The sequence below is a fragment of the Candidatus Nitrohelix vancouverensis genome (assembly GCA_015698305.1).
Classification (GTDB): domain Bacteria; phylum Nitrospinota; class Nitrospinia; order Nitrospinales; family VA-1; genus Nitrohelix; species Nitrohelix vancouverensis.
On record CP048620.1, the window covers coordinates 1146274 to 1162206 of the forward strand.

A 15933-nucleotide genomic window follows, 5' to 3' on the forward strand; every position below is an offset into this window, starting at 1 on the left:
TAGACGACGCGTCCGTTCGATTGTATCCTGCGGTTCTGCTGACGCAGTCCGCGCTGGAGCGAAGACCATGATCCGCGCGGCGGCGGTCGCCGGTCGTTTCTATCCCGGCGATGCCGAGGCCTTGAGTCGCGACCTGACAGAGCGCATTGACTCGTCTGCGCAGGCGCGTTCAGCTCTTGGCGTTCTGGTTCCCCATGCCGGTTATATGTATTCCGGCGATGTGGCGGGAGCGGTCTATTCTCGCATCGAATTCCCGGAAACGGTGATTTTGCTGGGGCCGAATCATAGCGGAGAAGGCGCGAAGGTCGCGGTGATGACCGAGGGCGTCTGGCAAACGCCGCTCGGGCAGAGTGCAATCGATTCGGAGTTGGCAGAGGCGATTTGCGGGCAGTCGACGCTGGCGACTGCGGATGCGCGCGCTCATGGCAAAGAGCATTCGCTTGAAACGCAATTGCCCTTCCTGCAGTTTTTCAAACCCGACATTAAAATCGTTCCCATTTGCTTGAGCCGACTGGACTGGCCTTCGTGCCAGAAGTTCGCCCAAGCGATTCTATCCGCTCTCGGTTCCAGGCGCGTATTGATTGTGGCGAGTTCAGACATGAGCCATTACGTTTCAGACGCGACGGCGAGGCGGCAGGACGCTCTGGCCCTGCATCAACTGGAAGCTAGAGATCCGCAGAGACTGCTGGAAACCGTGCGCGCCAACCAGATCAGCATGTGCGGCGTTGTTCCCGCGACGGTGATGCTGGTCTGCGCCAACGCCCTGGGAGCGCGCCAATGCGAAACGATCAGTTACCGGACATCCGGCGATGTCAACGGCGATCTGGAGCATGTGGTCGGTTACGCAGGCGCCGTGATTCGCTGACAGATTTCCCCCTTTTGCCTGTTCGGTAGCCGCTGCCTCTGCGTTTGTTCTGAAATTTCAATCCCTTCCAAATTTTTTTAAAACGGTGTAACATATTAGGATTGGGTAATTTATGCCAAGTTAACGGAGAATTCCTTATGGCGTTGGGAGAAAAATTACGTTTGGGAGATGTGCTTGTAAAAGCGGGCGTTATCACTTCCGAGCAGTTGGGCAAGGCGCTGGCCGCGCAGAAGCAATACGGCATTCCTTTAGGGCGGGTGTTGATCAAGTCCAAATTGCTGACCGAAGAAAAGCTGGCGGTGAGTCTGTCTGAGCAGTTGAACATCCCTTTCATTGATTTGCAGGACATCACCATCGAGCAGGATGCAGTGAGTCTGATCAACGAGAATCTGGCGCGTTTGCACAAGTTGATTCCCATTTCTCTGAAGGGCGGGCTGTTGAAGATTGCGATGGTCGACCCTCTGAATATTTTCGCGATTGACGAGGTGACGATTAAATCGGGCAAGGATATCGACATCAATATCGCCACCGAAACCGATATCAACCGGGCCATTCAAGAGGAATACGGCGTCGCCGCATCGATTCAGGCGGCGGTGAAAAGTTTGGGCAATCTGGAAGATAAGAAGGAAGAAGAAAAATCCCTGCTCGGCGATAATGCGGTGGCGACGAAGGAACTGGAGGTGGATTCTCCGGTCGCAAAACTGGTGAAGGTGATCCTGTCTCAGGCCTTGGATGACGGGGCGAGCGATATTCACATTGAACCGGGAGAAGATTCCACCAAAATCAGGTATCGCATTGACGGCGTTTTGTTCGAAGCCAGCAGTCCTCCTAAAACGCTGGAGTCGGCGCTGATTTCGCGCATCAAGGTTTTGGCGAACATGGACATCGCCGAGACCCGGTCGCCTCAGGACGGCGGTTTTGGCGTTGATCTGGGCAAGCCCATCGAGCTTCGCGTGTCCACCTGCCCGACCGTGTACGGCGAAAACATGGTGCTTCGAATTCTGGACAAGAGCAACCTCCGGGTCGATCTTTCGCAGTCGGGTTTGATTGGCGACAATCTGACGAAAGTCAACGATCTGCTGGCGAAACCCTACGGCGTTATTCTTGTCACCGGCCCGACGGGTAGCGGTAAAACCACGACCCTTTACGGCGCCTTGCAAAAGCTGAACACTCCCGAAAAAAATATCAAAACCATTGAAGACCCCGTGGAATACCGCCTGACCGGAATACGACAGACCCAGGTCAATCCGAAGGCGCATATCACCTTTGCCACCGGTTTGCGTTCACTCATGCGTCAGGACCCCGACATCATCATGGTCGGTGAAATCCGTGACCCGGAAACGGCGGAGATTGCGATACAGGCCGCGCTCACCGGTCATCTGGTTCTCAGCACCCTGCATACGAACGACGCGCCGGGCGCGATCTCTCGTCTGGCGGATCTGGGCGCGGAGCCTTTTCTGCTGTCCTCTTCAATTATCGGCGTCATTGCGCAACGATTGATTCGCACCATTTGCCAGAACTGCAAGGAGCCGCGCCCTGCGACGGACGAGGAATTGAAAGTTTTGTTTCCAAACGGCGACGCCAAACCGGTCACCTTGATGGAAGGCGCAGGTTGCAAGGCCTGCAAGCGAAGCGGGTACAGCGGGCGTCTGGGAGTTTTCGAGGTCCTGGTCGTGTCCGATGAAATTCGGGCGATGATTCTCAAGGGAGCGTCTCCGATGGAAATCAGGGGCATGGCGAAGGAAATCCAGAACATGTCAACCTTGCGCGGAGACGGCATCGCAAAAGTGTTGATGGGCTTGACCACCGTGAAAGAGCTGAACCGAGTCACGTTTGCCGATTGATTCATGTGGCTTGAACTGGTCCGCCTGAGAGCGGGCGTTTGTTTCCCCGGATTGAAATGAAATCAGGAGTATTCGATCGCTTTGTTTATTACCTGTTTCGCAAACGGCTGACCGCCAGCCTGTTCATCATCATTCCTGTCGTTGTTGGCCTCACCGCATTCAGTTCCGGATTCATCGCCCTCATACTCACCGAACAGTTCTTGAGCAAAGCGTCGCTCACGTTCACGCTCTTTCAGAAAAAGCAGGCCGCCGAGTTATTGCTCGGCATCAAGCTGGAGATTCTGGTTTTCACCGTTCTGGGTTGCGCCGCAGGCGTCGGCATTGCGGTGGCGATCTTGCAACCGCTCAAGCGCATCATGCTAAGCGCGCGTCAGATTGCAGAGGGAGATTTCAACTCCATGCTCGACCCGGAGAGGCTCAATGAGTTGTCTGCGCTGGGGCATGACTTCAACCGCATGGCTTCGTCGCTCAATAAATATTTTATGGATTCGGTCAGCTCGGGCTGGATACTGATGGGTCCCAGCGGACGCATCATCTCAATGGATCACGGCGCGGAACGGATACTGGACGTCGATGCAAAGAGAATGATCGGGCGCAACGCAGAGGAGTTTGCAAAAGCCGGCGGTTTGGGGCCGGAGTTTGAACGCTCCGTGGAACGCGCGTTGATTGAGAGGGAATCGTTTTCCAATTTAGAGTTGTTTGGAGATCACGATAACGAGGGAACGCTTCGTCTGAATTTCAGTTCGCAGTTGCTTGAGGATAACGATGGCGAAGTGATGGGACTTACTTTGACACTGAAAGATTTATCAAAAGCGGGAGAATTTGCCGAGCGAATCCAGCGCGCCGAAAAACTGGCGGCTCTGGGAAGCATGGCGGCGGGTCTGGCGCATGAAATCCGCAATCCACTGGGCTCCATCAAAGGCCTCGCGCAAATGCTCGAGGAGGAGTTGAAGGAAGGCGATACGGCGAAGGAATACACCCGCATCATGACCCGCGAAGTCGACCGTTTGAACGGCGTGGTCTCCGACCTGCTTCATTTTGCGCAACCCTCCAGCGGAGAGAAACAAGCCTGCGATATCAAAATGATTTTGAGCCAGGCCCTGCAACTGGTTCGGGTCCATACAGAAAACCGACGCCTGACTATAGAAGAAAACATCGCTTCAGATTTGAAACCGGTGATGGGGGAGAGTGAAAAATTGATGCAGGCCTTTCTGAATATTATCCTCAATGCGGTTCAGGCGGCTCCGGATGATGGCGTGGTTCGGTTGGAAGCCAGCATGGGCAAGGCGGATGCAACTGCAAGCGCAACGGAGACGGTGGTGATTAAAATTAAAAATCAGGGCGAAGCGATCGATGTGGAAACAAAGAGCAAACTGTTTGATCCTTTTTTTACCACGAAGAAAGACGGCACCGGTTTGGGCTTGCCCATCACGCATCAGATCATCGTCAAGCATCGTGGGAACATTTCGGCGTCTCGCGAGGAAGCGTTCACCGTGTTCACCGTGGAGTTACCCGCCTTGCATGGGGCCGACGGCGCGGCGATCCTCAAGGGCGAGGAGCCGGTAGCCCCTTCAGTGGAAAGATGAGTTTGCATGAGCGACGATAAAGTACTGGTGGTGGAAGACGACGAAGGCGGCCGCTTTTTCCTTTCTGAATTTCTCAAGAAAGAAGGTCGCGAATTTGAGATCGCAAAGAGCGGCGAGGATGCGCTCGAACTCATGCGCTCCGAATCGTTTCTGATGGCGATCCTGGACTACAACTTACCGGGAATGAATGGGCTGGACACTTTCTCCCGTTTGCGCGAGATCGACGCGGGTATTGAAGGCATCATGATCACGGCGTTTGGCAATAAAGATCTGGCGATGGATGCGATGAACGCAGGCGTCATGGATTTTTTTAACAAGCCGCTGGAATTGTCCGAGATGCGCGTGGTGGTGCGGCGGGCATGGGACCGGGCCAAATTGCGCCGGGAAGTTGAAACTCTGCGCGCTGAGAACCGGCGTAAATTCGGTCTGGATCGCTTGCTCGGTTCGAGTCCCGGCGTTCAAGCCGTCAAGGAACAGATTCGAATGGTGGCGAACAATGACGTATCCGTTTTGATCCAGGGGGAAAGCGGCACGGGCAAAGAACTGGTCGCCCAGGCCTTGCATTACATGAGTCCGCGTTGCAACCAGCCTTTTGTTAAAGTCAACTGTGCGGCCTTGCCTGCGGATTTGCTGGAAGCCGAGTTCTTTGGCTATGAAAAAGGCGCGTTCACTGGAGCGGTCAAACAGCGTCGCGGAAAGTTTGAGATGGCCAGTTCAGGAACGCTGTTTCTTGACGAGATCGGCGACATGACCGCGGCGACGCAAATGAAAATTCTGCGCGCGATTCAGGAGGGGGAAATTGAGCGCATCGGCGGCGAGAAGACGATTCGAGTCGATATTCGCATCATCGCCGCAACCAATAAGGATTTGGAACGGGCTGTCGAGGAAAAGGAATTTCGCGAAGACTTGTTTTATCGTTTGAACGTGGTGGGCATTCATTTGCCGCCGCTGAGGGAGCGAACGGAAGACATTGCGGAAATTGCGACGCATTTTTTAGACGTCTATAACGGAAAATTCAATAAGGAGATCCAGTCGATCTCTGACGACGCGATGCAGTTGTTTCTGAATTATTCCTGGCCGGGCAACATCAGGGAGCTTGAAAATATTATCCAAAGGGGCATCGTTCTCGCCTATAATGATAAGTTGGAAAAGGAAGATTTTTTGAGGGTATACCCGTCGCTGGGGAATAATATCCCCGATCCGTCGCCGGATTTGAGTTTGCATGACAATGTGGAAGCGGCGGTGGCCTGGACCGAAAAGCGTATGATTCTTGAGGCGTTGAAAGATGAAAACTGGCGCCGACAGGAAACGTCGGATCGTTTGGGGATCAGCAGGAAATCCCTGCACAATAAAATGAAGAAATATGGAATTGGCGAATGAGCCTGCATGATAAGGCGCAACTCGATGGACGATAGTATTCATCATGCCATTATTTGAATACAAAGCCAGAAACCGGATGGGGGAACTCGTTGCGGGAAATATGAATGCGGCAAGCGCCGAGTCTGTCGGGCAGGAGTTGTCGCGGATGGGACATTTCCCGGTGCGGATCGTTTCTCTTCAAGACATAGAGGAGGAACAGGGGGAAAAGATTTCCCTGGACGAACGGCTCCAGAAGATCACTCAAAAAGATCTGGTTTTGTTCACTCGCCAGATGGCGACGCTGTTCAACGCGGGGTTGCCGATCGTTAGCATTCTGACCGCTCTGGGCGAGCAAATTGACAACGCTAAATTACGGCGCGTCATCAAGCAGGTGGGCGTTGACATTCAGGGCGGACTCTCGGTTTCGGAGGCGATGGCGAAACACCCGAAAGTGTTTTCTGAATTGTACCTGAGTATGATCGAAGCGGGCGAGGCCGGCGGCGTGATGGATGAATTGCTGAACCGACTGGCCGATCTGCTTGAAAAGGACGAGGACAACCGCGTCAAGGTCAAAGCGGCGATGAGTTATCCGAAGATGGTTGTGGGCGCGATGAGCATTGCGGTGATCATCCTGATGGTCAAGGTGGTGCCGATCTTCGTGAAAATGTTCGAAAAGGCGAGTCTGGAATTGCCTTTGGCGACCCAGATCCTGATCGGATCGAACAAGGCGTTTCAGGAGTACTGGCATATCACCGGCGGCGTTTTGATTTTGTTGTACGTTTTATTCAAGAAGTGGAAGTCGACGGAAAGCGGTCGTTATAAATGGGACATGATTTTGTTGAAGTTTCCTTTGCTGGGGCCGATTTTTTTACGTTCCTCGATGGCGAAATTTTCTCGTGTGTTTGGAACCTTGCAGGCCGGCGGCGTTCCTATACTTGATATTCTCACGGTGTCTTCAAAAGTCATGGACAACGTCGTGCTGGTTCGGGTTGTGTTGAGCGTTAAGGAAAGCGTGCAGGAAGGTTTGGGGATGGCCGCGCCATTGAAAAAAAGCAAGCTGGTGCCTCCTTTGGTGGTGCAGATGGTTTCTGCCGGAGAGGAATCGGGCGCTCTGGACAAGATGTTGTTGAAGGTCGCAGATTATTACGACGGTGAAGTGGACCAGGCGGTTAAAAGCCTGTCTTCTAAAATAGAACCTATTCTTCTTGTGTTCATGGGGGGAATGGTGTTGTTCCTCGCGCTGGCCATTTTTGTGCCGATGTGGGATATGTCCAAAATGGCGGGCTAAAAAAATGAAACACAGGACATGATATGAGCCTTGCTGATAAAAAAATCAAAGCGCAAAAAGCTCGTGAAGAAGGTTTTACCTTCATCGAGTTGATTATGGTCATCACGATGATCGGTATTCTGGCTTCCGTCGCGCTTCAAAAAATGATCACAACCGCTGAGCGAACGGAGTTGATCGCCGAGGACATGACGATCGACACCATGCGTTCCAATATTGTGTCCAATTTTGGAGCGGATTTGCTTCAAGGCAAGCCGGCGCAATTTCCGGTCAATCCGTTTGACAATTTGAGCAAGGTGCCGCGCGGTTACGACCGCGAGCGCAACCGCAGACCGTCTGGAACAAAACCGGATAACGATATCTGGATTTTCAATAACGATACGGGAACGACGGGCCAATTCACAACCAAGGAAACGGGCACGACCATCGAAGAATTTTCGATCACAGGATTTATTTTTCATCAGCGCAAGGACGGCACGGTTGCGAAATGGCCCTACGATTTCAATAGCGGCATCATCGGCAAGAAAATCATTGAGACTGAAAGCGAGCTCAACAAGGAACTCGACCGGATAGCCAAAGAGCGTGGAGAAATCACTGAAGAGGAAGTGATCCAGAAAACGAACTGATTCATTCGAGTTTTAGAATCCAACACGTAAAGAAAAGGGCGGGGACCAATGGAAATCATTTACGACATACTTTTAGATGTTGCGAAAATTTTTGTGTTTTTTCTAAATATGGTTGCCATTGTGGTCAGCGCTATGATTTTGTTCAAACCAAAACTTGCGGCTTCATTGAACTCCAGCTTCAGCAAGATGTTTGATACCGGAAATGTTTCTGATTCCGTGGATAAAAGCTACGACACGACGGAAGCGATTCTCAAATATCGCTGGGTCGTGGGGGTTTTCTTTCTGGGCGGAGCGATTTATACCCTGAAATATTTGTTAATGGATTTTAAGGAAGGCGTGTTCATCGAGCTGGTCGTGAGGCCGGATAGCGGCGGGGCGCTTCTTGCTACGGAGATGATCGTAGCGTTTATGAAATGGTTTTTAATTATTACAGCGGCGTTTGGCGTTGTCACCTGTTTGGCGATTCTCTTCAAACCGGAGATGTTCAAGACCTTCAGCGGACACCTGGACTCTTCCTACTCGACTCAGTCGATTCAGGATAAGTTGGACTCGGGGCATTATGGCTTCGACGAGTGGGTGATAAAAAACCATCTGTTTGTGGGAGGGTTTTTATTGTTGGGCTCGATATTTATACTGGTTTTTTTAACGTCTTATTTTGTTTAGTTTTCTTTAAAGGACGGGCGCCGGGGTCGCAGTTCAATTCCCCGGTCGAAACTGTTTTGCCGCCATTTCCATGAGGTTACGCTTTTCTTCCTCGCTCATGGATTCCACCGTTTTGCGTATCTCTTCCATCTGTTCCGGCGATAAAGAAGCCATTTGCTCCTGCGCCATTTTTTGCAACTGCTCTGCATTCCATCCCTCGGGACCGCCGCTGGCGGGGGTCGCTTGCGGTTTGGCGGATTCGGGTTTCTCCGGCGTGCATTTGAAGAGGATGTGATTGCCTTCTATGAAACTGAAAATATGGTCGTCTTTAAGACGGTCGAGAACGTCTTGCAGGGCGATGTCTCTTTTTTTGCAAGCGTCGTAAACTGATTTGAACGGCAGACGAACGGCTTTGGCCGGGAATCCATTCTTGCGTAAATTGTGTTTGATGCTTTCTTCCATGTGAATCGCTCTTGCCTCGATGGGATTGATATTCGCTGTTCGGGTCGCGTCCATAATTATAGTATAATCCAGCGCTTCGAGGCAAAAGAGTTGCGCTGACAAACAGGGAAGACAGAGTGAGTTTTAAATCTACAAAAAATAAAAAAAACAAAACGCTAGCATTGCGTATCGCCCTGGCGCAAATGAACGCCACGGTCGGTGATTTCTCCGGCAACGTGAAAAAAATTCGCGGCTATCTCAATCAGGCGAAGAAATTCCGCGCGGATATTGTCGTGTTTCCAGAAATGGCCCTCACCGGTTACCCGCCGGAAGACCTGTTGTTCCGCCGTGGGTTTGTCGAGCGCAATGAAAAGGAACTGGACGGGCTGGCTCGTCACAGCAAAGGTCTGGTCGCCCTGGTGGGATACGTCGAATCCGCGCGCGGCTCTCTTTACAATGCGGCGGCCTTGCTTGCGGACGGTTCGATGAAGGCGAGTTATCGAAAGATGGAACTGCCAAATTACGGCGTGTTCGACGAGAAACGCTATTTCCAAAAGGGAGAACGCCTGCTCCGTTTCACTTACAAGGGCGCGTCGATTGGGGTCACGATCTGCGAGGACATCTGGGAGGCGAAAGGGCCGGGCAAAGCCTTGAGCGATTTGGGCGCGGACCTGATTTTAAATTTGTCTTCCTCGCCGTATCACAAAGGCAAGGGGCAGGGGCGCATCGCCATGTTGAAGCGTCGTGCGCGCAATTACGACGCGCATATTGCCTACGCCAATCTGGTCGGCGGGCAGGATGAACTGGTCTTCGACGGTCACAGCCTGGTCATGGACCCGAAAGGCCATGTGATTGCGGAAGGTCGGGCCTTTGACGAAGATATGGTTTTTGCGGATATTTCCATAGAGACCGGGCGAAAAGGTCCCAATAAAAATCCGGATCGGTCGCTTGTCAAAACCTGCCGCGTGGCGGTTCCGAATTGCTACAAGAATGTGGCGCGTCCGGCGCTTCCTCAGCGCGAAAGCCTTCGTTTGAATGAATGGGAGGAAATTTATCAGGCGCTGGTTCTTGGAACCGGCGACTATTTGCGCAAGAACGGCTTTGCCTCGGCAGTGGTGGGATTGAGCGGCGGCGTTGATTCGGCGTTGACCGCCGCCGTCGCCGTCGATGCGCTGGGCGCAGAGAACGTTGCAGGGGTGATGATGCCTTCTCCTTATTCTTCCGATCACAGCGTCTCCGACTCGGAAACGCTGGCGCGCAACCTGGGTTTGAAACTGTATTCGCTCCCCATCGCTCCGATCATGAAAGCCTTCGATAAAACGCTCTCCGGCATTTTCAAGGGAACGGAACCGGGTTTGACCGAAGAGAATTTGCAGGCGCGCATTCGCGGGACTCTGCTCATGGCGCTGTCGAATAAATTCGGCTGGCTGACCTTGACGACGGGAAACAAGAGCGAAGTCAGCATGGGCTATTGCACCTTGTACGGCGATATGGCGGGTGGCTTCGCTCCCTTGAAGGACGTCCCCAAAACCTGGGTCTATGCATTGTGCCGCTGGCGCAACGAACGGGCGGGGATCGAGTTGATTCCCGAGAACGTTTTGACTAAGGAACCGTCCGCGGAGCTGAGGCCGAACCAGAAGGACGTGGATTCCCTTCCACCCTACGCATCGCTCGATAAAGTTTTGTCCCTGTTTGTGGAGCAGGACTGCGAGTCCGACGATCTGGAGAATTCAGGAATCCCGGCCGGAGAAATCGATCGTATTCTGCGCCTGGTGGATTTGAGCGAGTACAAGCGTAGACAATCCGCTCCCGGCGTTAAAATCACTCCCAAAGCCTTTGGCAAGGACCGGCGCCTGCCGCTCACCTCGCGTTACCGAAGGCGGGAAAAGTGATGCGGATTATGATAAGCTGAGTTGCGTTTTAACAACGAACCCATTGAATACAATTTGAGGACGAGGGATCTGATGAAAAAGAAAATTGGAGTTATCTTGTCAGGTTGCGGCGTTTACGACGGCTCGGAAGTTCACGAGGCCGTCATCACCTTGCTGGCGATAGAGCGCGGCGGCGCGGAAGCGGTGTGCATGGCGCCTGAGATGGACCAGATGCATGTGATCAATCATATGACCGGCGAGGAAATGCCGGGCGAAAAAAGAAATGTGAGAATCGAAGCGGCGCGCATCGCGCGCGGTCCGGTTCGCGATATTGCCGGCGTGAGCGCGGACGAGATCGACGCGCTCTTCATCCCCGGCGGTTTTGGCGCGGCGAAGAACCTGAGCGATTTTGCGGTGAACGGAGAGAACTGTCAGGTGAATCCCGATGTGGCGCGTTTGATCCGCGAATTTCGCGAGAAAAACAAGCCTCAGGGCGCAGTGTGTATTGCTCCGGCGATCGTGGCGCGCGCCTTTTCAGGCGGCGCGGTGCATCCGACGCTGACCATTGGAAACGATAAGGGCGTCGGCGGCAAAATCGAATCGATGGGCGGCAAGCATCAGGATTGCGCGGTGCAGGATTATGTGATCGACGAGGAAAACAAAATCGTTTCGGCTCCGGCTTATATGCTGGGCCAGAATATCGCTGAAGTGGCGGACGGTATTGAAAAAGCCGTGGCCCAATTGCTGAAAATGTTATGAGCTCTGGCTGGCGGCATTGCGCCGCCAGCCGTCGTCTTTTGTCAGACCTTTTCTGGCCTGATTGACGGGTCTGCAAAAACACTAAACCGGCGACTTGCAGATTCCTTAAGTAAATCCTCGAAATCTCCGTAAAGCCTTGTGTGGGCTTCTTTATCTTTGACCAGCCCCGATACTGGAACGCGACCAACCTTAAGAAAGAAAGCAATGATCTTAATAACGGGCAACCTGGGTTACATCGGTCAGCGCATGACTCGATTTTTTCAAAAGCAGGGTCATGAAGTCTCTGGAATAGATTCTCAATTGTATCGCGGTTGCGATTTCAGCAACGGCGCGCCGCCGCTCACGAAACAATTGATCAAGGATGTGCGCGACGTAACGGCGGCTGATCTGAAAGGCGCGCAGACGGTGATCCATCTGGCCGCCCTGTCGACTGATTATCTGGGCGAAATGAACCCGGCCCTGACCTACGATATCAACGAAACCGCGTCCGTCAAGCTGGCGGAGTTGTCGCGCGAGGCGGGCGTCGAACGTTATATTTTCTCATCCTCCTGTAGCCTGTACGGCGTGGCGGACAACGCTCGTCCCATCGACGAAGCGGGAAAGTTGAATCCCCTCACCGCCTACGCGAAAGCCAAGGCGAATGCAGAGGAGCAGATTGTGCGGCTCGCCAACGATGACTTTCATCCTGTGCTCATGCGCAACGCGACGGTCTACGGCGTGTCGCCGGCGATCCGGCTCGATCTGGTGGTCAACGTCATGGTGGCCTGCGCGATGCTGAAGAATGAAGTGACGATTTTCGGCGACGGCGAGCATTGGCGCCCGCTCGTGCATGTCGAGGATTTGTGCCGCGCGTTTCAGGCGGTGCATGAGGCGCCGGTCGAGGCGATTCACAATCAGGCCTTCAACGTGGGCGTTCCCGACGAAAACTATCAGGTGAAGGACATCGCGCTTCGCGTTAAAGAAGCCTTGCCGGAACAGGACGTGGCGATGATGTTCACTCCCGGAGAAGGCGGTCGCACCTATCGCGTCGACTGCTCGAAGCTGGGCGCTGTCATTCCCTCCTATCAACCGCAATGGAATCTGGATTCGGGCATACAGGAATTGATCGCGGCTTATCGAGAGAAGGGATTGAGTCTGCAAGGTTTCGAGTCGGACAAGTTTTTTCGCATCAAGCGCATTAAATCTCTGATGCAGGAGCAGGTGTTGAACGAGGACCTCCGGTTCAGTTCCTGATGCGTCGCCGCTTATGAAGCTTGCGATCTTACAACCTTCGTATCTTCCCTGGCTGGGCTTCTTTGATCAGATGGCCCGCGTCGACCGTTTTGTGTTTCTGGACGACGTCCAGTTCACGCGTCGGGACTGGAGAAATCGTAACAAGATTCGCACGCCGCAAGGCTGGGCCTGGCTCAGCATTCCCGTTCTGCAGAAAAATCAATTCAGGCAATCGCTGAAGGACACCCGTATCGACTCTTCAGCGCCCTGGGCGCGCAAACATCGAGAAGCCATTCGCCTGAATTATTGCCGCGCGCCCTATTTTGACCTTTATTTTCCGCAATTGGAGTCGATATATAATAAAGACTTCCGCTTTCTGGTCGATGCCTGCTACGCTGGCATTGAACTCATGGCGGAGGCCCTGGGGATTGGCGTTGAAACGCTTCGGGCGTCGCAGATCGACGCGCCGGGCATGAAGGCGGATCGCATCCTTGCCCTTTGCAATCGCTTGAACGCGGATCATTATCTCAGCGGCGACGCGGCGCAGAATTATCTGCTCGCAGAGGCCTTCGAGCAACGCGGAATCGCGCTGGAGTTTCAGGGCTATCAGCACCCGGAATATCCGCAACGTTTTCCCGGTTTTGTGCCGTATCTTTCGACGCTTGATCTTCTGTTCAATTGCGGGGAAAGCAGTTTGTCCATTCTAAAACAAGGGAGCGGCGGCCTTTCATAACGCGAGGCGACGCTTGACCGAGGCGGTGGAACGAATTTGAACTCCATGCTCACATTTCAATACTGGCAAAAGATGCTCCCGCGACTGGTTTCCAGTCTGCCCATGCGCTTCAGTCCGCGTTACGCCTTTCCGCCCCTACACGCTTATTTTGAAGTGACTTACCGCTGTAATCTGCGTTGCGATATGTGCCATTATCTGGAAATCATCGAAGACACCGAATCGAACCGAAAATATAAGGAAGAACGCAGCGCCGAGCAGGTCTGTCGCACCATTGACGCCCTGCCGCGACTGGCGGCGATCACCTTCACCGGCGGCGAAGCCATCATGAAGCATGATTTTCAGGAAATATTCGATCATGCCTGTCGAAAAAACAAGGTTCATATCATCACGAACGGGACCTTATTGACCGATACGGTTATTAAGAATCTGTTGCAGAACCGCTTGAAGTCGATCTGGGGATCGGGATTGTTTTTCATCGGCGTATCACTGGAAGGGGGGGAAGCTCTTCACGATGAAATCACCCAGGTTCCCGGCTCGTATCGCAAGACCCTGCGCGGTCTGGAAGCCTTGATTCGAGAGCGAAACGCCTTGAATTCCCGCTTCCCCAAAGTCCACATCACCTGCGTGATTGGCAACAACAATGTGCGCGATCTGGTTCCGCTCTACGAGTATGCGGAATCGCTGGGGGTGGAGGTCTGCAATTTTGTTTTGAACAACACGGCGACCTACTGGCATGGCAAGGATTACGATCAGGACGACCATTTGTCGCAACCAACCGCGCCGGTGGAGCCGATAGAGCCGCAATTGCTCAGGGAGCAACTGGATTTACTGGAAGCGAAGAGTCGGGGATTCAACTGTCAGTTGCGCTTTTCGCCCAACGACATCACCCCGGAAGAGATCGTTCGCTATTACTCGAACGAAAGCTCTTACAAGGATTATCGATGCCATATTTCATGGAGCAAGGTGGCCTTTTCCGCTTACGGCGATGTGCACAGTTGCCCGCATTATCGACTTGGGTCTTTTGACGATGGGCCGCGCGGCTATTTATGGAACGAAGAGCGTTCCAAGAAATTTCGCGAGCGGGTGATGAAGGAAAAAATTTTTCCGGGCTGTCTGGGTTGTTGCCAGTCCGAATATGTGGGGCCGGGAAAATGAGACGGCCTTAACGCTTGAAATTTAAAGATTAAAGCCGGAAATTGAGTTTCCGGCTGTGGTACAATTGACAACGATTCATAATTTTCAGGATCCCTTATTTTAAGGTAGACCATATCATGCGAATTTTATTGCTGAGACCCGCCGCCGGAGGAAACGTTTCGATGGCTCGTTCTGTGCCGTTGGGACTGCTGGCGATCGGCTCCGTTCTCAAACGAGAAGGGCACGAAGTCAAAATTCTGGATTTGAGGGTATCGGACACGCCAGACGACGATCTGAAGCGGACCATGAGCGAACTGGACCCCGAAGTCGTGGGCATCGGCATCATGACCATAGAAAGCAAATACGGGTTCATCGGCGCGGAGAAAGTCAAAGCGCTCAAACCGGACACGACCGTTATTTTCGGCGGCCCGCATTGCGCGCATGACCCGCAATACATTCTCAACGACCCGCATGTCGATTACATGGTTTGCGGCGAAGGCGATGTGACCATCGTCGAACTGATCAAGGCTCTGGAGGCTAAGGAAGATATCAGCTCCGTTGCCGGCATCGCATACGAGAAAGACGGCGAGTACATCAAAACCGTCGACCGTCCTGTGATTCGCGATCTCGACTGGCTGGTGCAGGAATACGACATGCTGGAGATTGAGAAGTATTTTGATTTTCGTTGTTCGATGGATTTTTTTCCAGCCTACCGGCATCGGCATTTTCTGCCCATCGTGACGTCCAGAGGTTGCCCGTTCAAATGCACCTACTGTCATGATATTTTCTCGAAGACCATGCATTACCGTTCGCCCGAAGTGGTGATCGACGAAATGGAATTTTTGATGAAGACCTACGGCGTCAAGGAATTCCATATCGTGGACGACATGTTCAACCTGAACATGAAGCGGGCGAAGGAAGTGATGCAGATGATCATCGACCGCGGATTGAAAGTGCATATCAGCTTCACCAACGGCTTGCGCGCCGATTTCTTCGACGACGAGTTGATCGAGGTGATGGTGAAAGCGGGCGTGTACCGCATGGCGCTGGGCGTGGAGTCTGGCTCCCAGCGAATTCAGGACATGATCAAAAAGGATCTGGATATTGGCATTGTTGAAGGCGTCGTGAAGAAACTGACCCGCGCAAAAATCAGCGTGCACGGTTTGTTCATGCTCGGTTTTCCCAGCGAGACCCGCGAGGAAATGCACGAGACGATCGACTTTGCCTGCCGTTCAGGGTTCACCACGGCCAATTTTTCGCTGGTCATTCCCAATCCGGGAACCGAGTTGCGCGAGACCTTCATTTCCGAAAAGGAAAAAGCCAATCAGGAATTTTCACAATATTCGACCGACCATGTGAGCAACAACGCCAGCAAAGTGAGCGCCGAAGAGTTGCTCGAAATCAAACGCGAAGCGCACCGTCGTTTCTACTTCAGCACGCGCCGGGCGCGACAGGTCTGGCGCACCATGGAATTCAAATGGTTGATGCGGTCCGCGCTGAAAACGCCGTTCGCCCTGCTTTGGAGAAACGCCATCGCGCCGACCAATTCCCCGACAAACGGGTAGTTTCCATAATT

General features: G+C 53.0%; 14 protein-coding genes. 13 read left to right on the forward strand and 1 reads right to left on the reverse strand.

Going from position 1 to position 15933, the window contains the following annotated elements; all coding sequences use genetic code 11:
- Window positions 1-67: 67 nt before the first annotated feature.
- The 7 genes from amrB (at window position 68) to G3M78_05495 (ending at window position 8228) form a co-directional block, all read left to right on the forward strand.
- Window positions 68-865: an AmmeMemoRadiSam system protein B gene (amrB, locus tag G3M78_05465; protein QPJ64863.1), complete on the forward strand. Its 798-nt coding sequence runs from the start codon at window positions 68-70 to the stop codon at window positions 863-865.
- A 137-nt stretch (window positions 866-1002) separates the two neighbouring features.
- On the forward strand, window positions 1003-2709 hold the full coding sequence (cpaF, locus tag G3M78_05470; GenBank protein ID QPJ64864.1) for a Flp pilus assembly complex ATPase component: 1707 nt from the start codon (window positions 1003-1005) through the stop codon (window positions 2707-2709).
- A gap of 56 nt (window positions 2710-2765) precedes the next feature.
- The gene (locus tag G3M78_05475; GenBank protein ID QPJ64865.1) at window positions 2766-4295 is read left to right on the forward strand and encodes a HAMP domain-containing protein; all 1530 of its coding nucleotides are present in this window, start codon (window positions 2766-2768) and stop codon (window positions 4293-4295) included.
- Window positions 4296-4301: 6 nt separating this feature from the next.
- Complete coding sequence (locus G3M78_05480) at window positions 4302-5675, forward strand: sigma-54-dependent Fis family transcriptional regulator (protein ID QPJ64866.1); 1374 nt, start codon at window positions 4302-4304, stop codon at window positions 5673-5675.
- Window positions 5676-5718: 43 nt separating this feature from the next.
- On the forward strand, window positions 5719-6942 hold the full coding sequence (locus G3M78_05485) for a type II secretion system F family protein (GenBank protein QPJ64867.1): 1224 nt from the start codon (window positions 5719-5721) through the stop codon (window positions 6940-6942).
- 23 nt (window positions 6943-6965) lie between these two features.
- Window positions 6966-7565, forward strand: coding sequence for a type II secretion system protein (locus G3M78_05490; protein QPJ64868.1), 600 nt, complete (start codon window positions 6966-6968; stop codon window positions 7563-7565).
- Window positions 7566-7613: 48 nt separating this feature from the next.
- Window positions 7614-8228, forward strand: coding sequence for a hypothetical protein (locus G3M78_05495; GenBank protein ID QPJ64869.1), 615 nt, complete (start codon window positions 7614-7616; stop codon window positions 8226-8228).
- Window positions 8229-8261: 33 nt separating this feature from the next.
- On the opposite strand, the gene G3M78_05500 is transcribed toward G3M78_05495, so the two are convergent.
- A complete protein-coding gene (locus G3M78_05500; protein QPJ64870.1) occupies window positions 8262-8723 on the reverse strand; it encodes a hypothetical protein in 462 nt (153 codons plus the stop codon).
- 107 nt (window positions 8724-8830) lie between these two features.
- On the opposite strand from G3M78_05500, the gene G3M78_05505 reads away from it, so the two are divergent.
- From G3M78_05505 to G3M78_05530, 6 genes are all read left to right on the forward strand, one after another.
- Window positions 8831-10540 carry an NAD+ synthase gene (locus G3M78_05505; protein ID QPJ66775.1) on the forward strand — a complete coding sequence of 570 codons (1710 nt, stop codon included), beginning with the start codon at window positions 8831-8833 and terminating at the stop codon, window positions 10538-10540.
- A gap of 72 nt (window positions 10541-10612) precedes the next feature.
- Complete coding sequence (gene elbB / locus G3M78_05510; GenBank protein ID QPJ64871.1) at window positions 10613-11278, forward strand: isoprenoid biosynthesis glyoxalase ElbB; 666 nt, start codon at window positions 10613-10615, stop codon at window positions 11276-11278.
- Between the two features lie 204 nt (window positions 11279-11482).
- Entirely contained in the window at window positions 11483-12511 is a 1029-nt protein-coding gene (locus G3M78_05515) for an NAD(P)-dependent oxidoreductase (GenBank protein ID QPJ64872.1), read from the forward strand.
- 13 nt (window positions 12512-12524) lie between these two features.
- Window positions 12525-13223, forward strand: coding sequence for a WbqC family protein (locus tag G3M78_05520; GenBank protein QPJ64873.1), 699 nt, complete (start codon window positions 12525-12527; stop codon window positions 13221-13223).
- A 102-nt stretch (window positions 13224-13325) separates the two neighbouring features.
- Window positions 13326-14378: a radical SAM protein gene (locus tag G3M78_05525; GenBank protein QPJ66776.1), complete on the forward strand. Its 1053-nt coding sequence runs from the start codon at window positions 13326-13328 to the stop codon at window positions 14376-14378.
- 116 nt (window positions 14379-14494) lie between these two features.
- Complete coding sequence (locus tag G3M78_05530; GenBank protein QPJ64874.1) at window positions 14495-15922, forward strand: radical SAM protein; 1428 nt, start codon at window positions 14495-14497, stop codon at window positions 15920-15922.
- Window positions 15923-15933: the final 11 nt, after the last annotated feature.